15 protein-coding genes are annotated in these 14,258 nt (G+C 70.8%); 10 read left to right on the top strand and 5 right to left on the bottom strand.

Going from position 1 to position 14,258, the window contains the following annotated elements:
* Nucleotides 1-5 precede the first annotated feature (5 nt).
* The 4 genes from menD to AWC03_RS13080 are packed head-to-tail and all read right to left on the bottom strand — an operon-like array spanning nucleotide 6 to nucleotide 5,020.
* Nucleotides 6-1,631 (bottom strand): 2-succinyl-5-enolpyruvyl-6-hydroxy-3-cyclohexene-1-carboxylic-acid synthase, encoded by a 1,626-nt coding sequence (gene menD / locus AWC03_RS13095; RefSeq protein ID WP_085240892.1) that lies wholly within the window; start codon nucleotides 1,629-1,631, stop codon nucleotides 6-8.
* A 28-nt stretch (nucleotides 1,632-1,659) separates the two neighbouring features.
* The gene (locus AWC03_RS13090; RefSeq protein ID WP_085240891.1) at nucleotides 1,660-2,442 is read right to left on the bottom strand and encodes an alpha/beta fold hydrolase; all 783 of its coding nucleotides are present in this window, start codon (nucleotides 2,440-2,442) and stop codon (nucleotides 1,660-1,662) included.
* Nucleotides 2,439-3,419 (bottom strand): o-succinylbenzoate synthase, encoded by a 981-nt coding sequence (locus AWC03_RS13085; protein ID WP_085240890.1) that lies wholly within the window; start codon nucleotides 3,417-3,419, stop codon nucleotides 2,439-2,441. Before AWC03_RS13085 ends, AWC03_RS13090 begins: the two co-directional genes overlap by 4 nt.
* Nucleotides 3,416-5,020 (bottom strand): amidohydrolase, encoded by a 1,605-nt coding sequence (locus tag AWC03_RS13080; protein WP_085240889.1) that lies wholly within the window; start codon nucleotides 5,018-5,020, stop codon nucleotides 3,416-3,418. The genes AWC03_RS13085 and AWC03_RS13080 overlap by 4 nt, the downstream gene beginning before the upstream one ends.
* A 66-nt stretch (nucleotides 5,021-5,086) precedes the next feature.
* Here AWC03_RS13080 and fadD8 point away from each other — a divergent pair, with 66 nt between their 5' ends.
* Entirely contained in the window at nucleotides 5,087-6,688 is a 1,602-nt protein-coding gene (gene fadD8 / locus AWC03_RS13075) for a fatty-acid--CoA ligase FadD8 (protein WP_085240888.1), read from the top strand.
* 112 nt (nucleotides 6,689-6,800) lie between these two features.
* Here the strand turns inward: fadD8 and AWC03_RS13070 are convergent, their stop codons facing one another.
* Nucleotides 6,801-7,340, bottom strand: a complete 540-nt coding sequence (locus AWC03_RS13070) for a TetR/AcrR family transcriptional regulator (RefSeq protein ID WP_244275175.1) — start codon at nucleotides 7,338-7,340, stop codon at nucleotides 6,801-6,803.
* A gap of 82 nt (nucleotides 7,341-7,422) precedes the next feature.
* On the opposite strand from AWC03_RS13070, the gene AWC03_RS13065 reads away from it, so the two are divergent.
* The 9 genes from AWC03_RS13065 to menE all read left to right on the top strand — a co-directional run bounded on the left by AWC03_RS13065 (nucleotide 7,423) and on the right by menE (nucleotide 14,247).
* The gene (locus AWC03_RS13065) at nucleotides 7,423-8,346 is read left to right on the top strand and encodes an aldo/keto reductase (protein WP_085240886.1); all 924 of its coding nucleotides are present in this window, start codon (nucleotides 7,423-7,425) and stop codon (nucleotides 8,344-8,346) included.
* A gap of 11 nt (nucleotides 8,347-8,357) precedes the next feature.
* Nucleotides 8,358-8,813: a nitroreductase family deazaflavin-dependent oxidoreductase gene (locus AWC03_RS13060; protein WP_085240885.1), complete on the top strand. Its 456-nt coding sequence runs from the start codon at nucleotides 8,358-8,360 to the stop codon at nucleotides 8,811-8,813.
* Between the two features lie 13 nt (nucleotides 8,814-8,826).
* On the top strand, nucleotides 8,827-9,729 hold the full coding sequence (locus tag AWC03_RS13055) for a 1,4-dihydroxy-2-naphthoyl-CoA synthase (RefSeq protein WP_085240884.1): 903 nt from the start codon (nucleotides 8,827-8,829) through the stop codon (nucleotides 9,727-9,729).
* A gap of 42 nt (nucleotides 9,730-9,771) precedes the next feature.
* Nucleotides 9,772-10,668 (top strand): SDR family oxidoreductase, encoded by an 897-nt coding sequence (locus tag AWC03_RS13050; RefSeq protein WP_085240883.1) that lies wholly within the window; start codon nucleotides 9,772-9,774, stop codon nucleotides 10,666-10,668.
* 27 nt (nucleotides 10,669-10,695) lie between these two features.
* Nucleotides 10,696-11,103: a VOC family protein gene (locus tag AWC03_RS13045; RefSeq protein WP_085240882.1), complete on the top strand. Its 408-nt coding sequence runs from the start codon at nucleotides 10,696-10,698 to the stop codon at nucleotides 11,101-11,103.
* 96 nt (nucleotides 11,104-11,199) lie between these two features.
* On the top strand, nucleotides 11,200-12,438 hold the full coding sequence (locus AWC03_RS13040; protein WP_085240881.1) for an inorganic phosphate transporter: 1,239 nt from the start codon (nucleotides 11,200-11,202) through the stop codon (nucleotides 12,436-12,438).
* Complete coding sequence (locus AWC03_RS13035; protein WP_085240880.1) at nucleotides 12,435-12,734, top strand: hypothetical protein; 300 nt, start codon at nucleotides 12,435-12,437, stop codon at nucleotides 12,732-12,734. Before AWC03_RS13040 ends, AWC03_RS13035 begins: the two co-directional genes overlap by 4 nt.
* A gap of 56 nt (nucleotides 12,735-12,790) precedes the next feature.
* Nucleotides 12,791-13,093, top strand: coding sequence for a DUF3349 domain-containing protein (locus AWC03_RS13030; protein ID WP_085240879.1), 303 nt, complete (start codon nucleotides 12,791-12,793; stop codon nucleotides 13,091-13,093).
* 59 nt (nucleotides 13,094-13,152) lie between these two features.
* On the top strand, nucleotides 13,153-14,247 hold the full coding sequence (gene menE, locus AWC03_RS13025; protein ID WP_211279231.1) for an o-succinylbenzoate--CoA ligase: 1,095 nt from the start codon (nucleotides 13,153-13,155) through the stop codon (nucleotides 14,245-14,247).
* The last annotated feature ends 11 nt before the right edge of the window (nucleotides 14,248-14,258 follow it).

The following is a 14,258-nucleotide window of genomic DNA, read 5'->3' as shown; positions in this document are numbered from 1 at the left end:
GGCCCTCACAGGGCCGCCTTGATCGCGGCGTGCAGCTGCCGCAGCGACGAGCGGTCGGCCTTGACCTCGAGCACCCGCATGCCGGCCGCGGGCTCGTCGAGGGCGGCGCCGAGCTGGTCGACCTCGATCTGCCGGCTCTCGACGTGATAGGCGCGGCACAGGGCCCCCACGTCGACGTCGTGCGGTGTGCCGAAGACCCGCGACGACACGTCGGAGAACCGCGGGTCGCCCTGCTCGAGCAGTTCGAAGATGCCGCCGCCGTTGTCGTTGGAGACCACGATGGTCAGACCGTGCGGTGTGGGCTCGGTCGGGCCGATCAGCAGCCCGGAGCTGTCGTGCACGAACGTCAGGTCGCCGATCAGCGCGATGGTGCGCCCCTCATGCGCCAAAGCGGCCCCGATCGCGGTGGAGACGGTGCCGTCGATGCCGGCGACCCCGCGGTTGGAGCGCACCCGGATGCCGTGGGTGTCCAGGCCGACCAGCGCGGCGTCGCGGACCGGATTGGACGCCCCCAGCACCAGCTGGTCGCCGGGCCGCAGCGCGTCGGCCACGGCCGCCGCGACGTGCAGGCCCGTGGTGAGCGGGTGCGCCCGGAGTTGGCCGCGCACCGCGTCGTTGGCGTGCCTGTTGACCTCCGCGCAGCGCTGCAGCCAGGCCGGATTCGGGGTGCCGGTGGTGACCGCCCGGGTGCCGGTGGCCTGCGAGTTGCCCGAGACGTCCGGCCAGCGCGGCCCGGTGGTCAACGCGTAGACCGGCACCTTCGGGTCGGCCAGCAGCGCCGACACCGGCCGGTGCAAGGTGGGGCGGCCGAGCATGATCACCTGTTTGGGGCGCAGCAGCGGCAGGGCCAGCGGGTGCAGCGGGTTGGCGGGGGCCGGGGCCGTCGGCTCGGCGACGGTCGGCAACTCCGCGAGGTTGGGCTGCGCGCCGGCGCCGTGGCCGGCGATGACGACCGTGTCGGGTGTCAGGTCGATGTCCAGCGGCTGGTCGAACGTGACCGGCGGCGTGTAGGTCCACGGCCGCCCGCCGGCCCGTCCCTGCGGGATGGCGGCGCCGTGCGGCTCGGGATCGGGCACCAGCGGTTCGCGCAGCGGGATGTCGAACTGCACGGGGCCGGCGTTGGCGGTGCGAGATCCCGTGGCGGCCGCCAGGACCCGGCAGGTGGCCGATCGCCAGGTGGCGTTGAGGGCGTCCAGCCGTTCGGGGGCGTCCTCGGCCAGGCCGAGGCTGATGGCCGCGCGGACCTGGGTGCCGAAGTAGCCCAGCTGCTCCATGGTCTGGTTGGCCCCGGTGCCCAGCATTTCGTAGGGCCGGTTGGCCGACAGCACGATCAGCGGCACCCGCGCGTAGTTGGCTTCCACGACGGCCGGGCCGAGGTTGGCCACGGCGGTGCCCGACGTCATCGCGACACACACCGGGGCGCCGGCCGCGATCGCCAGCCCGATGGCCAGGTAGCCGGCGGTGCGCTCGTCGATGCGGACGTGCAGCCGGATCCGCCCGGACCGGTCGGCGTCGGCCAGCGCGAACGCCAGCGGCGCGTTTCGCGACCCGGGGCACAACACCACGTCACGGACGCCGCCACGGATCAGCTCGTCGACGACGACGCGGGCCTGTGTCGTCGAGGGGTTCACCAGTACAGCCTGTCACAACCCGAAAGAACTAGTTGCTGGCGAAGAACTTCAGCGCCGCCTCGTTGACCGCATCCGGGCGCTCGAAAAACCCGAGATGGCCGGCGTCGGCGATCTGCAGGTAGCGGCCGTTGGGCAGCGCGTCGGCGACCTCTCGGCCCAGATAGGGCGGCGTCAAGACGTCGTCGGAGAAGCCGATCACCAGCACCGGCGTCGCGATGCTGCGGTAGGCCGGCAACCGGTTGGTGTACGGCGCGACGTCCAGCTGACAACGCATCCCCGGGGTGGACTTGACCGGCCACATGGAGAACATCGCGATCCAGTCCGCGACCGCGACGTCGTCGTTCAGCGTTTTGTGCGAAAAGTTTTCCAGCAGACGGATTTTCGCCTCGTACGAGCTCGGCACCTGGACGCCGGCGTCGGCCAGTTCGGCCTCGGCGTCGCGGAAGAACTCGCGGGTCTTGTCCATGCGGCCCCGGGTGCCCATCAACACCGCCGAGCTGACGAGCTCGGGCCGGGCGAGCATGAGTTCCTGGGCGATGAACGCACCCATCGACATCCCGACGACGCGGGCCGGGGCGGCGCCGAGCCCCTCGATCAGCGCCGCGGTGTCGGCCACCATGGTCTGCGTCGTGAATCCCTGGGCGTTCTCGGTGGCGCCGATCCCGCGGTTGTCGAACGTGATGACGCGGTATCCGGCCGCCAGGAACGCGGGAACCTGGTACGGGTGCCAGGTCCGGCCGGCGCCGCCATGGCCGCTGATGAAGACCACGGGCTCGCCCGAGCCGCGGTCGTCGTAAGCCAGGTTGATCACTCCAACGACGGTACAAGCAGCGCGTGGCAGGCCTTGACCCGGTCGATCCACCACTGCCGCCGCTGCGCGGGCGCCGCCAGGGCGAGCAGCCGCGCCGGATCGGGCGTGACCTGGCCGACCGGCAGGGTGCCGTCCGTGGGCGGGGCGACGGCGGCAACGTCTTCCACGAACAGCCCACCGGTACCCAGGCCGCAGGCATGGTCCAACTCCGGCAGGGCCGCCGCGGCGGCCAGCCCGGTGGCGATTCCCACCGCCGAGTCGATCGCGCTGGAGACCACGACCGGGATGTCGATCTGCGCGGCGATCGCCAGCATGGCCGAAATGCCGCCCAGCGGGGCCACTTTCAGCACGGCGATGTCGGCGGCGCGGGCGCGGACCACGGCCAGCGGGTCGTCGGCCTTGCGGATGCTTTCGTCGGCGGCGATCGGAACGTCCGGCAGGTCCGGCCGCCGGCGCAGCTCCGCGAGTTCCTCGACGGTCGCGCACGGCTGTTCGAGGTATTCCAGCGGGCCGTCGGCGGTCAGGGCGGCCGCCGCCCGCACCGCCTGCTCCACGCTCCACCCGCCGTTGGCGTCCACCCGCACCGTCGGCACGCGTCGACGCACGGCGTTGACCCGCGCGACGTCGTCGGCCAGCGTCTGACCGGGTTCTGCGACCTTCACCTTGGCCGTGCGGGCCCCCGGGAACCGGGCCAGCACCTCGTCCACCCGGGCGGCCTCGACGGCCGGCACGGTGGCGTTGATCGGGATGCGGTCGCGCCGCGGCGGCGGCGGGCGGCGGTAGGCGGACTCAATGGCCGACGCCAGCCAGTGCGCGGCCTCGGGCGGCGCGTATTCCGGGAAGGCACCGAACTCCCCCCAGCCCGCGGGTCCCTCGATCAGGGCGACCTCGCGGGTGGTGATGCCGCGGAACCGCACCCGCATCGGCAGCGCGACCACGTGCAGGCGGTCGAGCAGGTCCTTCAGGGACGGCGTCACTCGCCGTGGACCCGGCGGCCCGCCAGATAGGTCGCGCGCACCTGCAGGTCGGCGATCTCCTCGGGCGGCACCGTCCGCGGGTCGGCGGACAGCACCACCAGGTCGGCGTACTTGCCGACCTCCAGCGAGCCGGTCACGTCGTCGGCGAACAACTGCCAGGCCGCGTCGATGGTCTGCGCGCGGATCGCCTGCTCGACGGTCAACCGCTCCTCGGGTGCCAGCACCCGGCCGCTGGGCGCCGTGCGGGTCACGGCGACGCTGATGTTGCGCAGCGGCTCCTCGGGCGTGACCGGGGGGTCGTTGTGCAGGGAGATGCGCATTCCGGTGGCCACCGCGGAACCGGCCGGCATCCAATGGGATCCGCGCTCGGGCCCGAACAGGCCGTCGACGATGATGTCGCCCCAGTAGTGGATCTGGTCGACGAAGATGCTGCAGGTGACCCCGAGGTCGGCGGCGCGTTGCAGCTGTTCGGGGCGGATCGCGCCGACGTGCTCGAGGCGCAGCCGGTGGTCGGGGCGCGGGTGGCGGCGCAGCGCTTCCTCGTAGACGTCGAGGATCAGGTCCACACCGGCGTCGCCCTGCACGTGGCAGGCCATCGGCCAGCCCAGCGGGAAGTAGGCGCCGACGATCTCGGCCAGCTGCTCGCGGGTGTAGTTGGCGTGGCCGCAGGAGCCGGGCGGCACCCCGATGGTGCGGGTGGCCTCGGTGTCCAGGTACGGGAAGGACAGGGCGATGTTGCCCACCCACGGCGAACCGTCCACCCAGATCTTGATGCCGACCTGGCGCAGCATGTCGTCGCCCTGGCCTGGGGTGGCGTCGGTGCGCATCTGCGGGTTGGAGATCTCGTACGTGCGCAGCCGGACGGTCAACTCGTCGCGCAGCTGCTCGACCAGCGGCCCGAACGTCGGGTCGAAGGCCATCTCCGAGCAGGTGGTCAGCCCGGCGCGGTTGAGCCGGGCGCATTCGGCGCGCAGCATCGCCGGGAAGTCGCTCGGCGCGATGGCGCCGGCCAGCAGCGGGAACACCGCGCCGGTCTCCTCGGCGGTGCCGTCCAGCTCGCCGTGCGCGTCGCGGCCGAAGCGGGCGCCCTTGGGATCCGGGGTGTCGCGGTCGAGGCCGACGCGCCGGGCCGCGTGGGAGTTGAAGAAGGCCTTGTGCCCGGAATTGTGGATGATGATCAGCGGCCCGTCCGGCGCGATGTCGTCGAGCCAGGCCAGCGTCGGCCGGGGTAACCCGTGCTGCAGCAGCGGATCCCAGCCGTTCAGGTAGGCGCCGGCCGCTCCCCTGGCGGCGACCTCACGTCGCACCGCGGCGACGACGTCGTCGGCATTGGGCAGCGTGACCGGCCGGATGTCGACGATCCGGTCCGACAGCGCCAGCGCCTCCATCAGCGGATGGCCGTGCGCCTCAACGAATCCCGGCATGACACAGCCGTCGCCGATGTCGACGGTTTGAGTCTCGGGACCGATGTATGCATCGACGTCCGACCGGCTCCCCACGGCGACAATGCGCCCGTCGGCGACGGCGAGCGCCTCGGCGGTGGGGCGCGACTCGTCGACGGTGAGAACGGTTCCGATGACGACGAGATCTGCGGCGACCATGCGCAGGAATGCTAGTGGGTCAAGGGGGCGGCTGACGCGAATTGCAACACGTTCTAGTCTTGGCCCATGAGTGACGATCTGCTGCGCCATCCGATTCATTCCGGACACCTGACCGTCGGTGCGCTCAAGCGCAACAAGAACAAGCCGGTGCTGCATCTCGGCGACACCACGCTGACCGGTGGACAGCTCGCCGAGCGCATCAGCCAATACATTCAGGCGTTCGAGGCGCTGGGCGCGGGCACCGGAGCGACCGTCGGGCTGCTGTCGCTGAACCGGCCCGAGGTGCTGATGATCATCGGCGCCGGCCAGACCCAGGGTTACCGGCGCGTGGCGCTGCACCCGCTGGGCTCCCTGGACGACCACGCCTACGTGCTGGGCGACGCCGGCGTGACGTCGCTGATCATCGACCCCAACCCGATGTTCGTCGAGCGGGCGCTGGGCCTGCTGGAGAAGGTCCCCGGCCTCAAGCAGGTCCTGACCATCGGCCCGGTCCCCGAAGCGCTGGCCGATTCCGCGGTGGACCTGGTGGCCGAGGCCGCAAAGTATGCGCCGAAACCGTTGGTGGCGGCCGACCTCCCGCCCGATCACATCGGCGGCATGGCCTACACCGGCGGTACCACCGGCAAGCCCAAGGGCGTGCTGGGCACCGCGCAGTCGATCACCACCATGACCACGATCCAGCTCGCCGAGTGGGAATGGCCGGAGAACCCACGCTTTTTGATGTGCACCCCGCTGTCGCATGCCGGGGCGGCGTTCTTCGTGCCGACGATCATCAAGGGCGGCGAGCTGATCGTGCTGACCAAGTTCGATCCCGCAGAGGTGCTGCGGGTGATCGAGGAGCAGAAGATCACCGCGACCATGCTGGTGCCGTCGATGATCTACGCGCTGATGGACCACCCGGATTCGCACACCCGCGACCTGTCCTCGCTGGAAACGGTCTACTACGGCGCCTCGGCGATGAACCCGGTGCGGCTGGCCGAGGCCATCCGCCGCTTCGGACCGATCTTCGCCCAGTACTACGGGCAGTCCGAGGCCCCGATGGTGATCTCGTATCTGGCCAAGAAGGACCACGACGAGAAGCGGCTCACCTCGTGCGGGCGGCCCACCCTGTTCGCCCGCACCGCCCTGCTGGACGCCGACGGCAACCCGGTGCCGCAGGGCGAGGTCGGCGAGATCTGCGTGTCCGGGCCGCTGCTTTCCGGCGGCTACTGGAACCTGCCCGAGGAGACGGCCAAGACGTTCAAGGACGGCTGGCTGCACACCGGCGACATGGCCCGCGAGGACGAGGACGGCTTCTGGTTCATCGTCGACCGGGTCAAGGACATGATCGTCACCGGCGGGTTCAACGTGTTCCCGCGCGAGGTCGAGGACGTCGTCGCCGAGCACCCGGCCGTCGCGCAGGTGTGCGTGATCGGGACGCCGGACGAGAAGTGGGGCGAAGCCGTCACCGCGGTGATCGTGCTGCGACCCGACCATCCCTCCGACGAGGAGTCGGTGGCGCGGGTGACCGTCGAGATCCAGTCGGCGGTCAAGGAGCGCAAGGGTTCGGTGCAATCGCCCAAGCAGGTGATCGTCGTCGAGTCGGTGCCGGTGACCGCGCTGGGCAAGCCCGACAAGAAGGCCGTGCGGGCGCGGTTCTGGGAGGGCGCCGGGCGCGCGGTCGGCTAGGTCGCCGGCCGCCTCGATGCCGAGCGTGAAACTACCTTCACGCTCGTCCCCGAGCGTGAAGTTGGTTTCACGTTCGACGGGGAGATCGGGCCAGAGAAGCGCGAGTGCCCGGCTAGACCGCGATGCCCGCGACCAGCAGGTCGAGCATGCGACCGGTCTGCTCCGCCGAGCCGCTGGCCAGGAAGATGCCGATCAGGCTGGACACCACATCGTCGGCCCGCACGTCGGGACGCAGGCTGCCGTCGTCGGCGCCGGCCCGCAACAGCGTGTCGACGGCGCCGACGATGCTGTCCCGAGTCTGGCTGGGCTGCATGGCACCGGAGTCGAAGATCGCGTGCAACGACTCGGCCATGCCGCGCTTGGCGGTCACGAAGGCGGCGTAACGGTCCATCCAGTTGCGCAGCGCGGTCTTGGGTGGGTACCGCCCGAGCAGCCGTTCGGCCGCCGCGGCCACCTCGGCGAGCTCGGCACGGTAGATGGCCTCGACCAGCGCCTCCCGGTTCGGGAAATGACGGTAGAGCGTGCCGATCCCGACGCCCGCCTCGCGCGCGATCGACTCCAGCGACACCGGCCGGCCTTGCGAGAACGCCGCCGTCGCCACCTCGAGCAGCCGCTCGCGGTTCCGGCGCGCGTCGGATCGGATCTCGGCCAAAGCGGAGGTTCCTCCGTTTCTGCTACGCTCGGATAAGCGGAGGATCCTCCGCATCTTCTCCAGTCTGGCACGAGGGAGAACCATGACGGACAAACCACAACCCGGCGGTCTCGGCACCATCGGCACGTCGACCGTCGCACGCGTGGGCTACGGCGCGATGCAGCTGTTCGAGGCGGCGTCCGCCGACGACGCGGCCGTGGTGCTGCGCCGCGCGGTCGAACTCGGCGTCAACCACATCGACACCGCGTCGTTCTACGGCCCCGGCGAAGTGAACCGCCGGATCCGCGCCGCGCTGGCCCCCTACCCCGATGACCTCGTCATCGTCAGCAAGGTCGGCGCGCGATACACCGGCGAAGAGCCAATACCGCTGGCCGCCGCCCAGAAGCCGGCGGAGCTGCGCGCCGCGGTCGAGGACGACCTGCGCCAGCTCGGCCTGGACCGCGTCCCGGTGGTCAACCTGCGGCGCATGGACCTCGGGCCCGGCGTGGCCGCCGACGGTGACCAGGCCGTCGACCTCGACGACCAGCTCGCCGAGATGATCGCGCTGCGCGACGAGGGCAAGATCGGCGGCATCGGCATCAGCGCCGTGCCGCTCGACGTGGTGCGCCGTGCGTTGCCGGCCGGCATCGCGTGCGTGCAGAACGCCTACAGCGTCCTCGACCGCTCGCAGGAAGACACGCTGCAGCTGTGCGCGGCCGAGGGCATCGCGTGGGTGCCCTACTTCCCGCTGGGATCGTCGTTCCCCGGCTTCCCGAAGGTCGCCGACCATCCCGTGGTGGCCGAGATCGCCGGCGAGCTCGGCGTCACGGGCGCCCAGGTCGGCCTGTCCTGGCTGCTGTCCCACGCGCCGAACACGCTGCTGATTCCGGGCACGCGATCCGTCACGCACCTGCAGGAGAATCTCGGCGCCGGAGACGTCACCCTCGGCGCCGACGCCCTGGAAAAGCTGGACGCCGTCGGCACAACGGAGCCCCAGCCCCATGGGGTCGAGCCGTTCCAGAGGTAACGTCGCTGCCTATGGGAAGCGGCAAACCGGTCAAGCCGCCGTGGTGGCTGAAGCCGGCCAACAAGGTGTTCATCCAGATGTCGCGGCTGGGGCTGAGTTTCGGCGGCGAGAGCCCCGTCGTGCTGACCGTGACCGGCCGCAAGTCCGGCGCACCACGCTCGACACCGGTGACCCCCATGACGCTCGACGGGCAGCAGTACGTCGTCGCCGGGTTCCCGGGCGCCGACTGGGTGGCCAACGTGCGGGCCGCCCGGGAGGCGACGATCGCGCGCGGCCGTCACCTCCAGAAGGTCCGGATGACCGAGCTGGCCGCCGACGACGCCCGGCCGATCCTGCGCGCCTTCCCCACCGAGGTGCCCACGGGCGTCGGCTTCATGAAGCGGGCCGGACTCGTCACCGAGGGCCGGCCCGAGGAGTTCGAGGCCCTGGCCGGGCGCTGCGCCGTCTTCCGCCTGGACCCGGCATAGGAGTTGGAACACCTTGACCGACAATCCCTTTGATGCTCAATCCTGGCGACCGGTGCCCGGGTTCGACGACCTGACCGACATCACCTACCACCGCCACGTCAGCGACGCGACCGTGCGGGTGGCGTTCGACCGGCCCGAGGTGCGCAACGCGTTTCGGCCGCACACCGTCGACGAGCTCTACCGGGTGCTCGACCACGCCCGGATGTCGCCCGACGTGGGCGTCGTGCTGCTGACCGGCAACGGGCCGTCGCCCAAAGACGGGGGCTGGGCGTTCTGCTCGGGTGGCGACCAGCGCATCCGCGGCCGCAGCGGTTACCAGTACGCGAGCGGAGAAACCGCGGACACCGTCGACCCCGCCCGCGCGGGGCGGCTGCACATCCTCGAGGTGCAGCGGCTGATCCGGTTCATGCCCAAGGTGGTCATCTGTCTGGTCAACGGCTGGGCGGCCGGGGGCGGGCACAGCCTGCACGTGGTCTGTGACCTCACCCTCGCCAGCCGCGAGCACGCCCGCTTCAAGCAGACCGACGCCGACGTCGGCAGCTTCGACGGCGGCTACGGCAGCGCATACCTGGCGCGTCAGGTGGGCCAGAAGTTCGCCCGCGAGATCTTCTTCCTCGGCCGCGCGTACACCGCCGAGCAGATGCACCACATGGGCGCGGTCAACGCGGTCGTCGAGCACGCCGACCTGGAGCGGGAGGCGATCGCGTGGGCCGCCGAGATCAACGCCAAATCCCCTCAGGCGCAACGGATGCTCAAGTTCGCGTTCAACCTCCTCGACGACGGGCTGGTCGGACAGCAGCTGTTCGCCGGCGAGGCCACCCGGCTGGCGTACATGACCGACGAGGCCGTCGAGGGACGCGACGCGTTCCTGGAGAAGCGGCCGCCGGACTGGAGCCGGTTCCCGCGCTACTTCTAGCGCCGAACGGGCCGGCGGGGCGCGCCCCTAGACTGCCCACCCGTGAGCAAAAGCCCGTTGCGCCGATTGACCGATCAGCTCGTCCTGGCCACCATGCGGCCGCCGATGGCCCCGCAAGTGCTGGTCAACCGGCCCGCCATGAAGCCGGTCGAGCTCGAGGGCAAGCGTGTGCTGCTCACCGGGGCGTCATCGGGCATCGGTGAGGCCGGCGCCGAACTGCTGGCCCGCGCGGGCGCGACGGTGGCCGTCGTCGCCCGCCGCACCGAACTGCTCGACGCGCTCGCCGACCGGATCACCGCGGCGGGCGGCACCGCGCTGGCCATGCCGTGCGACGTCTCCGACATGGAGGCGGTCGACGCGCTGGTCGCCGACGTCGAAAACCGACTCGGCGGGGTGGACATCCTGATCAACAACGCCGGCCGGTCGATCCGCAGGCCGCTGGCCGAATCGCTGCAGCGCTGGCACGACGTGGAGCGGACCATGGTGCTCAACTACTACGCGCCGCTGCGGCTGATCCGCGGGCTCGCGCCCGGCATGCTCGAGCGCGGCGACGGCCACATCATCAACGTCTCGACGTGGGGGGTGCTGTCGGAGGCGTCGCCGCTGTTCGCGGTGTACAACGCGTCGAAGGCCGCGCTGTCGATGGTGAGCCGGGTCGTCGAGACCGAGTGGGGCGGCAGGGGTGTGCACTCCACGACGCTGTACTACCCGCTGGTGGCCACGCCGATGATCGCGCCGACGAAGGCCTACGAGGGCATGCCGGCGCTCACGTCCGAAGAGGCCGCCGAATGGATGCTGACCGCCGCACGCACCCGGCCGGTGCGGATCGCGCCGAGGATGGCGATCGCCGCCAAGGCGCTGGACACCTTCGGCCCGCGCTTCGTCAACGCGCTCATGCAGCGACAGAGAATCCAGCCCAACCGAGAAACCGGTAGCTGAACCGCCGCGTGTGATAGACACGAGGTCATGGAGATCCTGGCCAGCCGGATGCTGTTCCGGCCGGCGGACTATCAGCAGTCGCTGTCGTTCTATCGGGACCAGGTCGGCCTCGCGATTGCCCGTGAATACCCCGGGGGCACAGTATTTTTCGCCGGTCAGTCCTTGCTGGAGCTGGCGGGCTACGGCTCACCGGACCATTCCCGGGGGCCGTTCCCGGGCGCGCTGTGGCTTCAGGTCCGCGACATCGAAGCGACCCAGGCCGAGCTTCGCAGCCGGGGCGTGGCGATCGCCCGCGAGGCGCGCCAAGAACCATGGGGCCTATACGAAATGCACGTGACGGACCCCGACGGCATCACGCTGATCTTCATCCAGATCCCGCCGGACCACCCGCTGCGCCGCGACATCCGAAATGAACGACAGGGAAAATCCGGTTAACTGAGAGGTAACATCTGGCGACGACTCAAAATACTGACGCGTTTCGCCCTCCCAGCATTCGACAATGGAATCCCCCTACCACGAGAATCAGGCGCTGTGAACATCCAATTGTTCCTCTTGATCATTGTCGTAATCACGGCATTGGCTTTCGATTTCACGAATGGCTTCCACGACACCGGCAACGCGATGGCGACCTCGATCGCCAGCGGCGCGCTCAAGCCCAAGGTGGCGGTCGCGCTCTCCGCGGTGCTGAACCTCGCGGGCGCGTTCATGTCCACCGCCGTCGCCGCCACCATCGCCAAGGGCCTCATCGACGGGCACATCGTGACGCTGGAGCTGGTGTTCGCCGGCCTGGTCGGCGGCATCGTGTGGAACCTGCTCACCTGGCTCCTCGGTATCCCCTCCAGCTCGTCGCACGCCCTGATCGGCGGCATCGTCGGCGCCACCATCGCGGCCGTCGGCGCGCACGGGGTGATCTGGAAGGGCGTGGTGTCCAAGGCGATCATCCCGGCCGTCGTGTCGGCGATCCTGGCCATCGTGGTCGGGGCGGTCGCGACCTGGCTGGTCTACCGGATCACCCGCGGCATCCCGACCAAGCGCACCGAGGCCGGCTTCCGGTACGGCCAGTGGGGCTCGGCGTCGCTGGTCTCGCTGGCACACGGCACCAACGACGCCCAGAAGACGATGGGCATCATCTTCCTGGCGCTGATGTCCTACGGCTCGGTCAGCAAGACCGCGTCGATGCCGCCGCTGTGGGTGATCGTCGGCTGCGCGATCTCGATGGCGTTGGGCACCTATCTGGGCGGCTGGCGCATCATCCGCACCCTGGGCAAGGGGCTGGTCGAAATCCAGTCGCCGCAGGGCATGGCGGCCGAGTCCTCCTCGGCCGCGGTGATTCTGCTGTCCGCCCACTTCGGCTACGCGCTCTCGACCACCCAGGTCTGCACGGGCTCGGTGCTCGGCAGCGGGCTCGGCAAGCCCGGCGGCGAGGTCCGCTGGGGCGTCGCCGGCCGCATGGGCGTCGCCTGGCTGGTGACGCTCCCGTTGGCCGGGCTGGTCGGTGCGGTCACCTACTGGATCGTGCACCTGATCGGCGGCTACCCCGGCGCCATCGTTGGCTTCGGACTGCTGGTCGCGGTCTCGGCCACCATCTACATCCGGTCGCGCAAGGTCAAGGTCGACCACAACAACGTCAACGCCGAATGGCAGGGCGACCTGACCAGCGGACTCGAAAGCGCCGACGACATGCACGTCCCCGCGGGCGGCGGGCCGGTGGCCGGCGCCACGCCTCGCCGAGACGACTCCGATGACCCCACGATGAAGGCGAACGCATGAGTCACTTGGGCGACTGGTTCAACTACGAGGCATCCCTGAAGATCCTGCTCTTCGCCATGCTGGCCGGAGCCGCACTGCCGGGGCTGTTCGCCCTGGGGCTCCGATTCCATGCGGTGGGTGCCGGGCAGGTGACCACCGATGGCAGCCCGCCACGGAAGAACCCGGCGTTGCTGGCGCTCGCCTGGCTGATCTATGCGGTCGTGCTGGTGGTGATCGCGTTCGCCCTGCTCTACATCTCCCGGGACTTCATCGCCCACCACACCGGCACGGGGTTCCTGGGGGCCAACCCCAAGTAGCATCGATTGATGCCCACTGCGTTACCGCGCCGGACCCCGGGGGGAGCTGTACCAGCGTGAACGGATTTCTCAGCTCGATCGTCTCGTGGCTGCGCGCGGGCTACCCGGAAGGCATCCCGCCCACCGACACCTTCCCGGTGCTCGCGCTGCTGACCCGCCGGCTCTCCCATGACGAGGTCAAAGCGGTGACCCGCGAACTGATCCGGCGCGGCGAGTTCGACGACGTGGACATCGGGGTGCTGATCACCCAGATCACCGACGAGCTGCCGACGCCCGACGACGTCGAGCGGGTCCGGGTCCGGTTGGCGGCCGTGGGCTGGCCGTTCGACGACTCGGAGCAGGCCGAGGACCCCGCATAGCCGTACTGCGCGCCCTCATCGTCCCGCCGGGCGCGGCCGTCTCGACGCTGTTACCCGCCCTGGAGCGGGTACTCGACGGCCGCGACCCCGCGCTGGTCGCCCTCGCCCCCGGCTCGGCGGCGCCGGCGGCGGGCCTGCGGGTCGGGGAGGACATCGACGACGACGTCGCCCTGGTGGTGACGACCTCGGGAACCACGGGTCCGCCCAAGGGGGCCCTGCTCACCGCGGCCGCGCTCACGGCCAGCGCGACGGCCACCCACGAACGCCTCGGCGGCCCGGGCCGTTGGCTGCTGGCGCTGCCGCCGCATCACATCGCCGGGCTGCAGGTGCTGGTGCGCAGCGCCCTCGCCGGCACGACGCCCGTCGAACTGGACGTCTCAGAAGGCTTCGACGCCGCCCAATTGCCCGGCGCGACAAGGCTATTGGGAACCGGCCGGCGCTACACGTCGCTGGTCGCCACGCAGTTGGCCAAGGCGCTGACCGACCCGTCGGCCGCGGCCGCGCTCGCCGAACTGGACGCCGTTCTGCTCGGCGGCGGACCGGCCCCGCAGGGCGTGCTCGACGCCGCCGCGGCGGCCGGTATCGCCGTGGTCCGCACCTACGGCATGAGCGAGACCGCCGGCGGCTGCGTGTACGACGGCGTGCCGCTGGCGGGCGTCCTGGTCCGGGTGGCCGACGACGGGCGCATCGCCCTCGGCGGCGCGACCCTGGCGAAGGGCTACCGCAACCCGCTGGAGGAGCCCGACCCGTTCGCCGAGCCGGGCTGGTTTCGCACCGACGACCTCGGCGTGCTCGACGAGGCGGGTGTGCTGACCGTGCTGGGCCGCACCGACGACGCGATCAGCACCGGCGGGTTGACCGTGCTGCCGCAGCTGGTCGAGGCGGCGCTGGGCAGCCACCCCGCCGTCGGCGACTGCGCGGTTTTCGGCCTCACCGACGACCGGCTGGGCCAGCGGGTGGCCGCCGCGATCGTGGTGGCCGAGGGCTGCCCGGCGCCGACGCTCGACGCGCTGCGCACACACGTGACACGGACCCTGGACGCCACTGCCGCTCCGCGCGAGCTGCACGTCGTCGATGCGCTGCCGCGACGCGGCATCGGCAAGGTGGACCGGACGGCGTTGGTGCGCCGCTTCGCCGGTCCGGGCGATCAATAGGCTGGTCCACC

Source organism: Mycobacterium europaeum (genome assembly GCF_002102155.1).
Lineage (GTDB): Bacteria > Actinomycetota > Actinomycetes > Mycobacteriales > Mycobacteriaceae > Mycobacterium > Mycobacterium europaeum.
This window is presented reverse-complemented; position numbering and strand designations above follow the sequence as displayed.

Bases quoted from the DNA above. Each gene is read 5' to 3' on its own strand.
- AWC03_RS13080 (WP_085240889.1), bottom strand. From the start codon at position 5,020: ATGGTCGCCGCAGATCTCGTCGTCATCGGAACCGTTCTCACCGTCGAC.
- fadD8 (WP_085240888.1), top strand. From the start codon at position 5,087: ATGAGTGACGATCTGCTGCGCCATCCGATTCATTCCGGACACCTGACC.
- AWC03_RS13065 (WP_085240886.1), top strand. From the start codon at position 7,423: ATGACGGACAAACCACAACCCGGCGGTCTCGGCACCATCGGCACGTCG.
- AWC03_RS13060 (WP_085240885.1), top strand. From the start codon at position 8,358: ATGGGAAGCGGCAAACCGGTCAAGCCGCCGTGGTGGCTGAAGCCGGCC.
- AWC03_RS13045 (WP_085240882.1), top strand. From the start codon at position 10,696: ATGGAGATCCTGGCCAGCCGGATGCTGTTCCGGCCGGCGGACTATCAG.
- AWC03_RS13035 (WP_085240880.1), top strand. From the start codon at position 12,435: ATGAGTCACTTGGGCGACTGGTTCAACTACGAGGCATCCCTGAAGATC.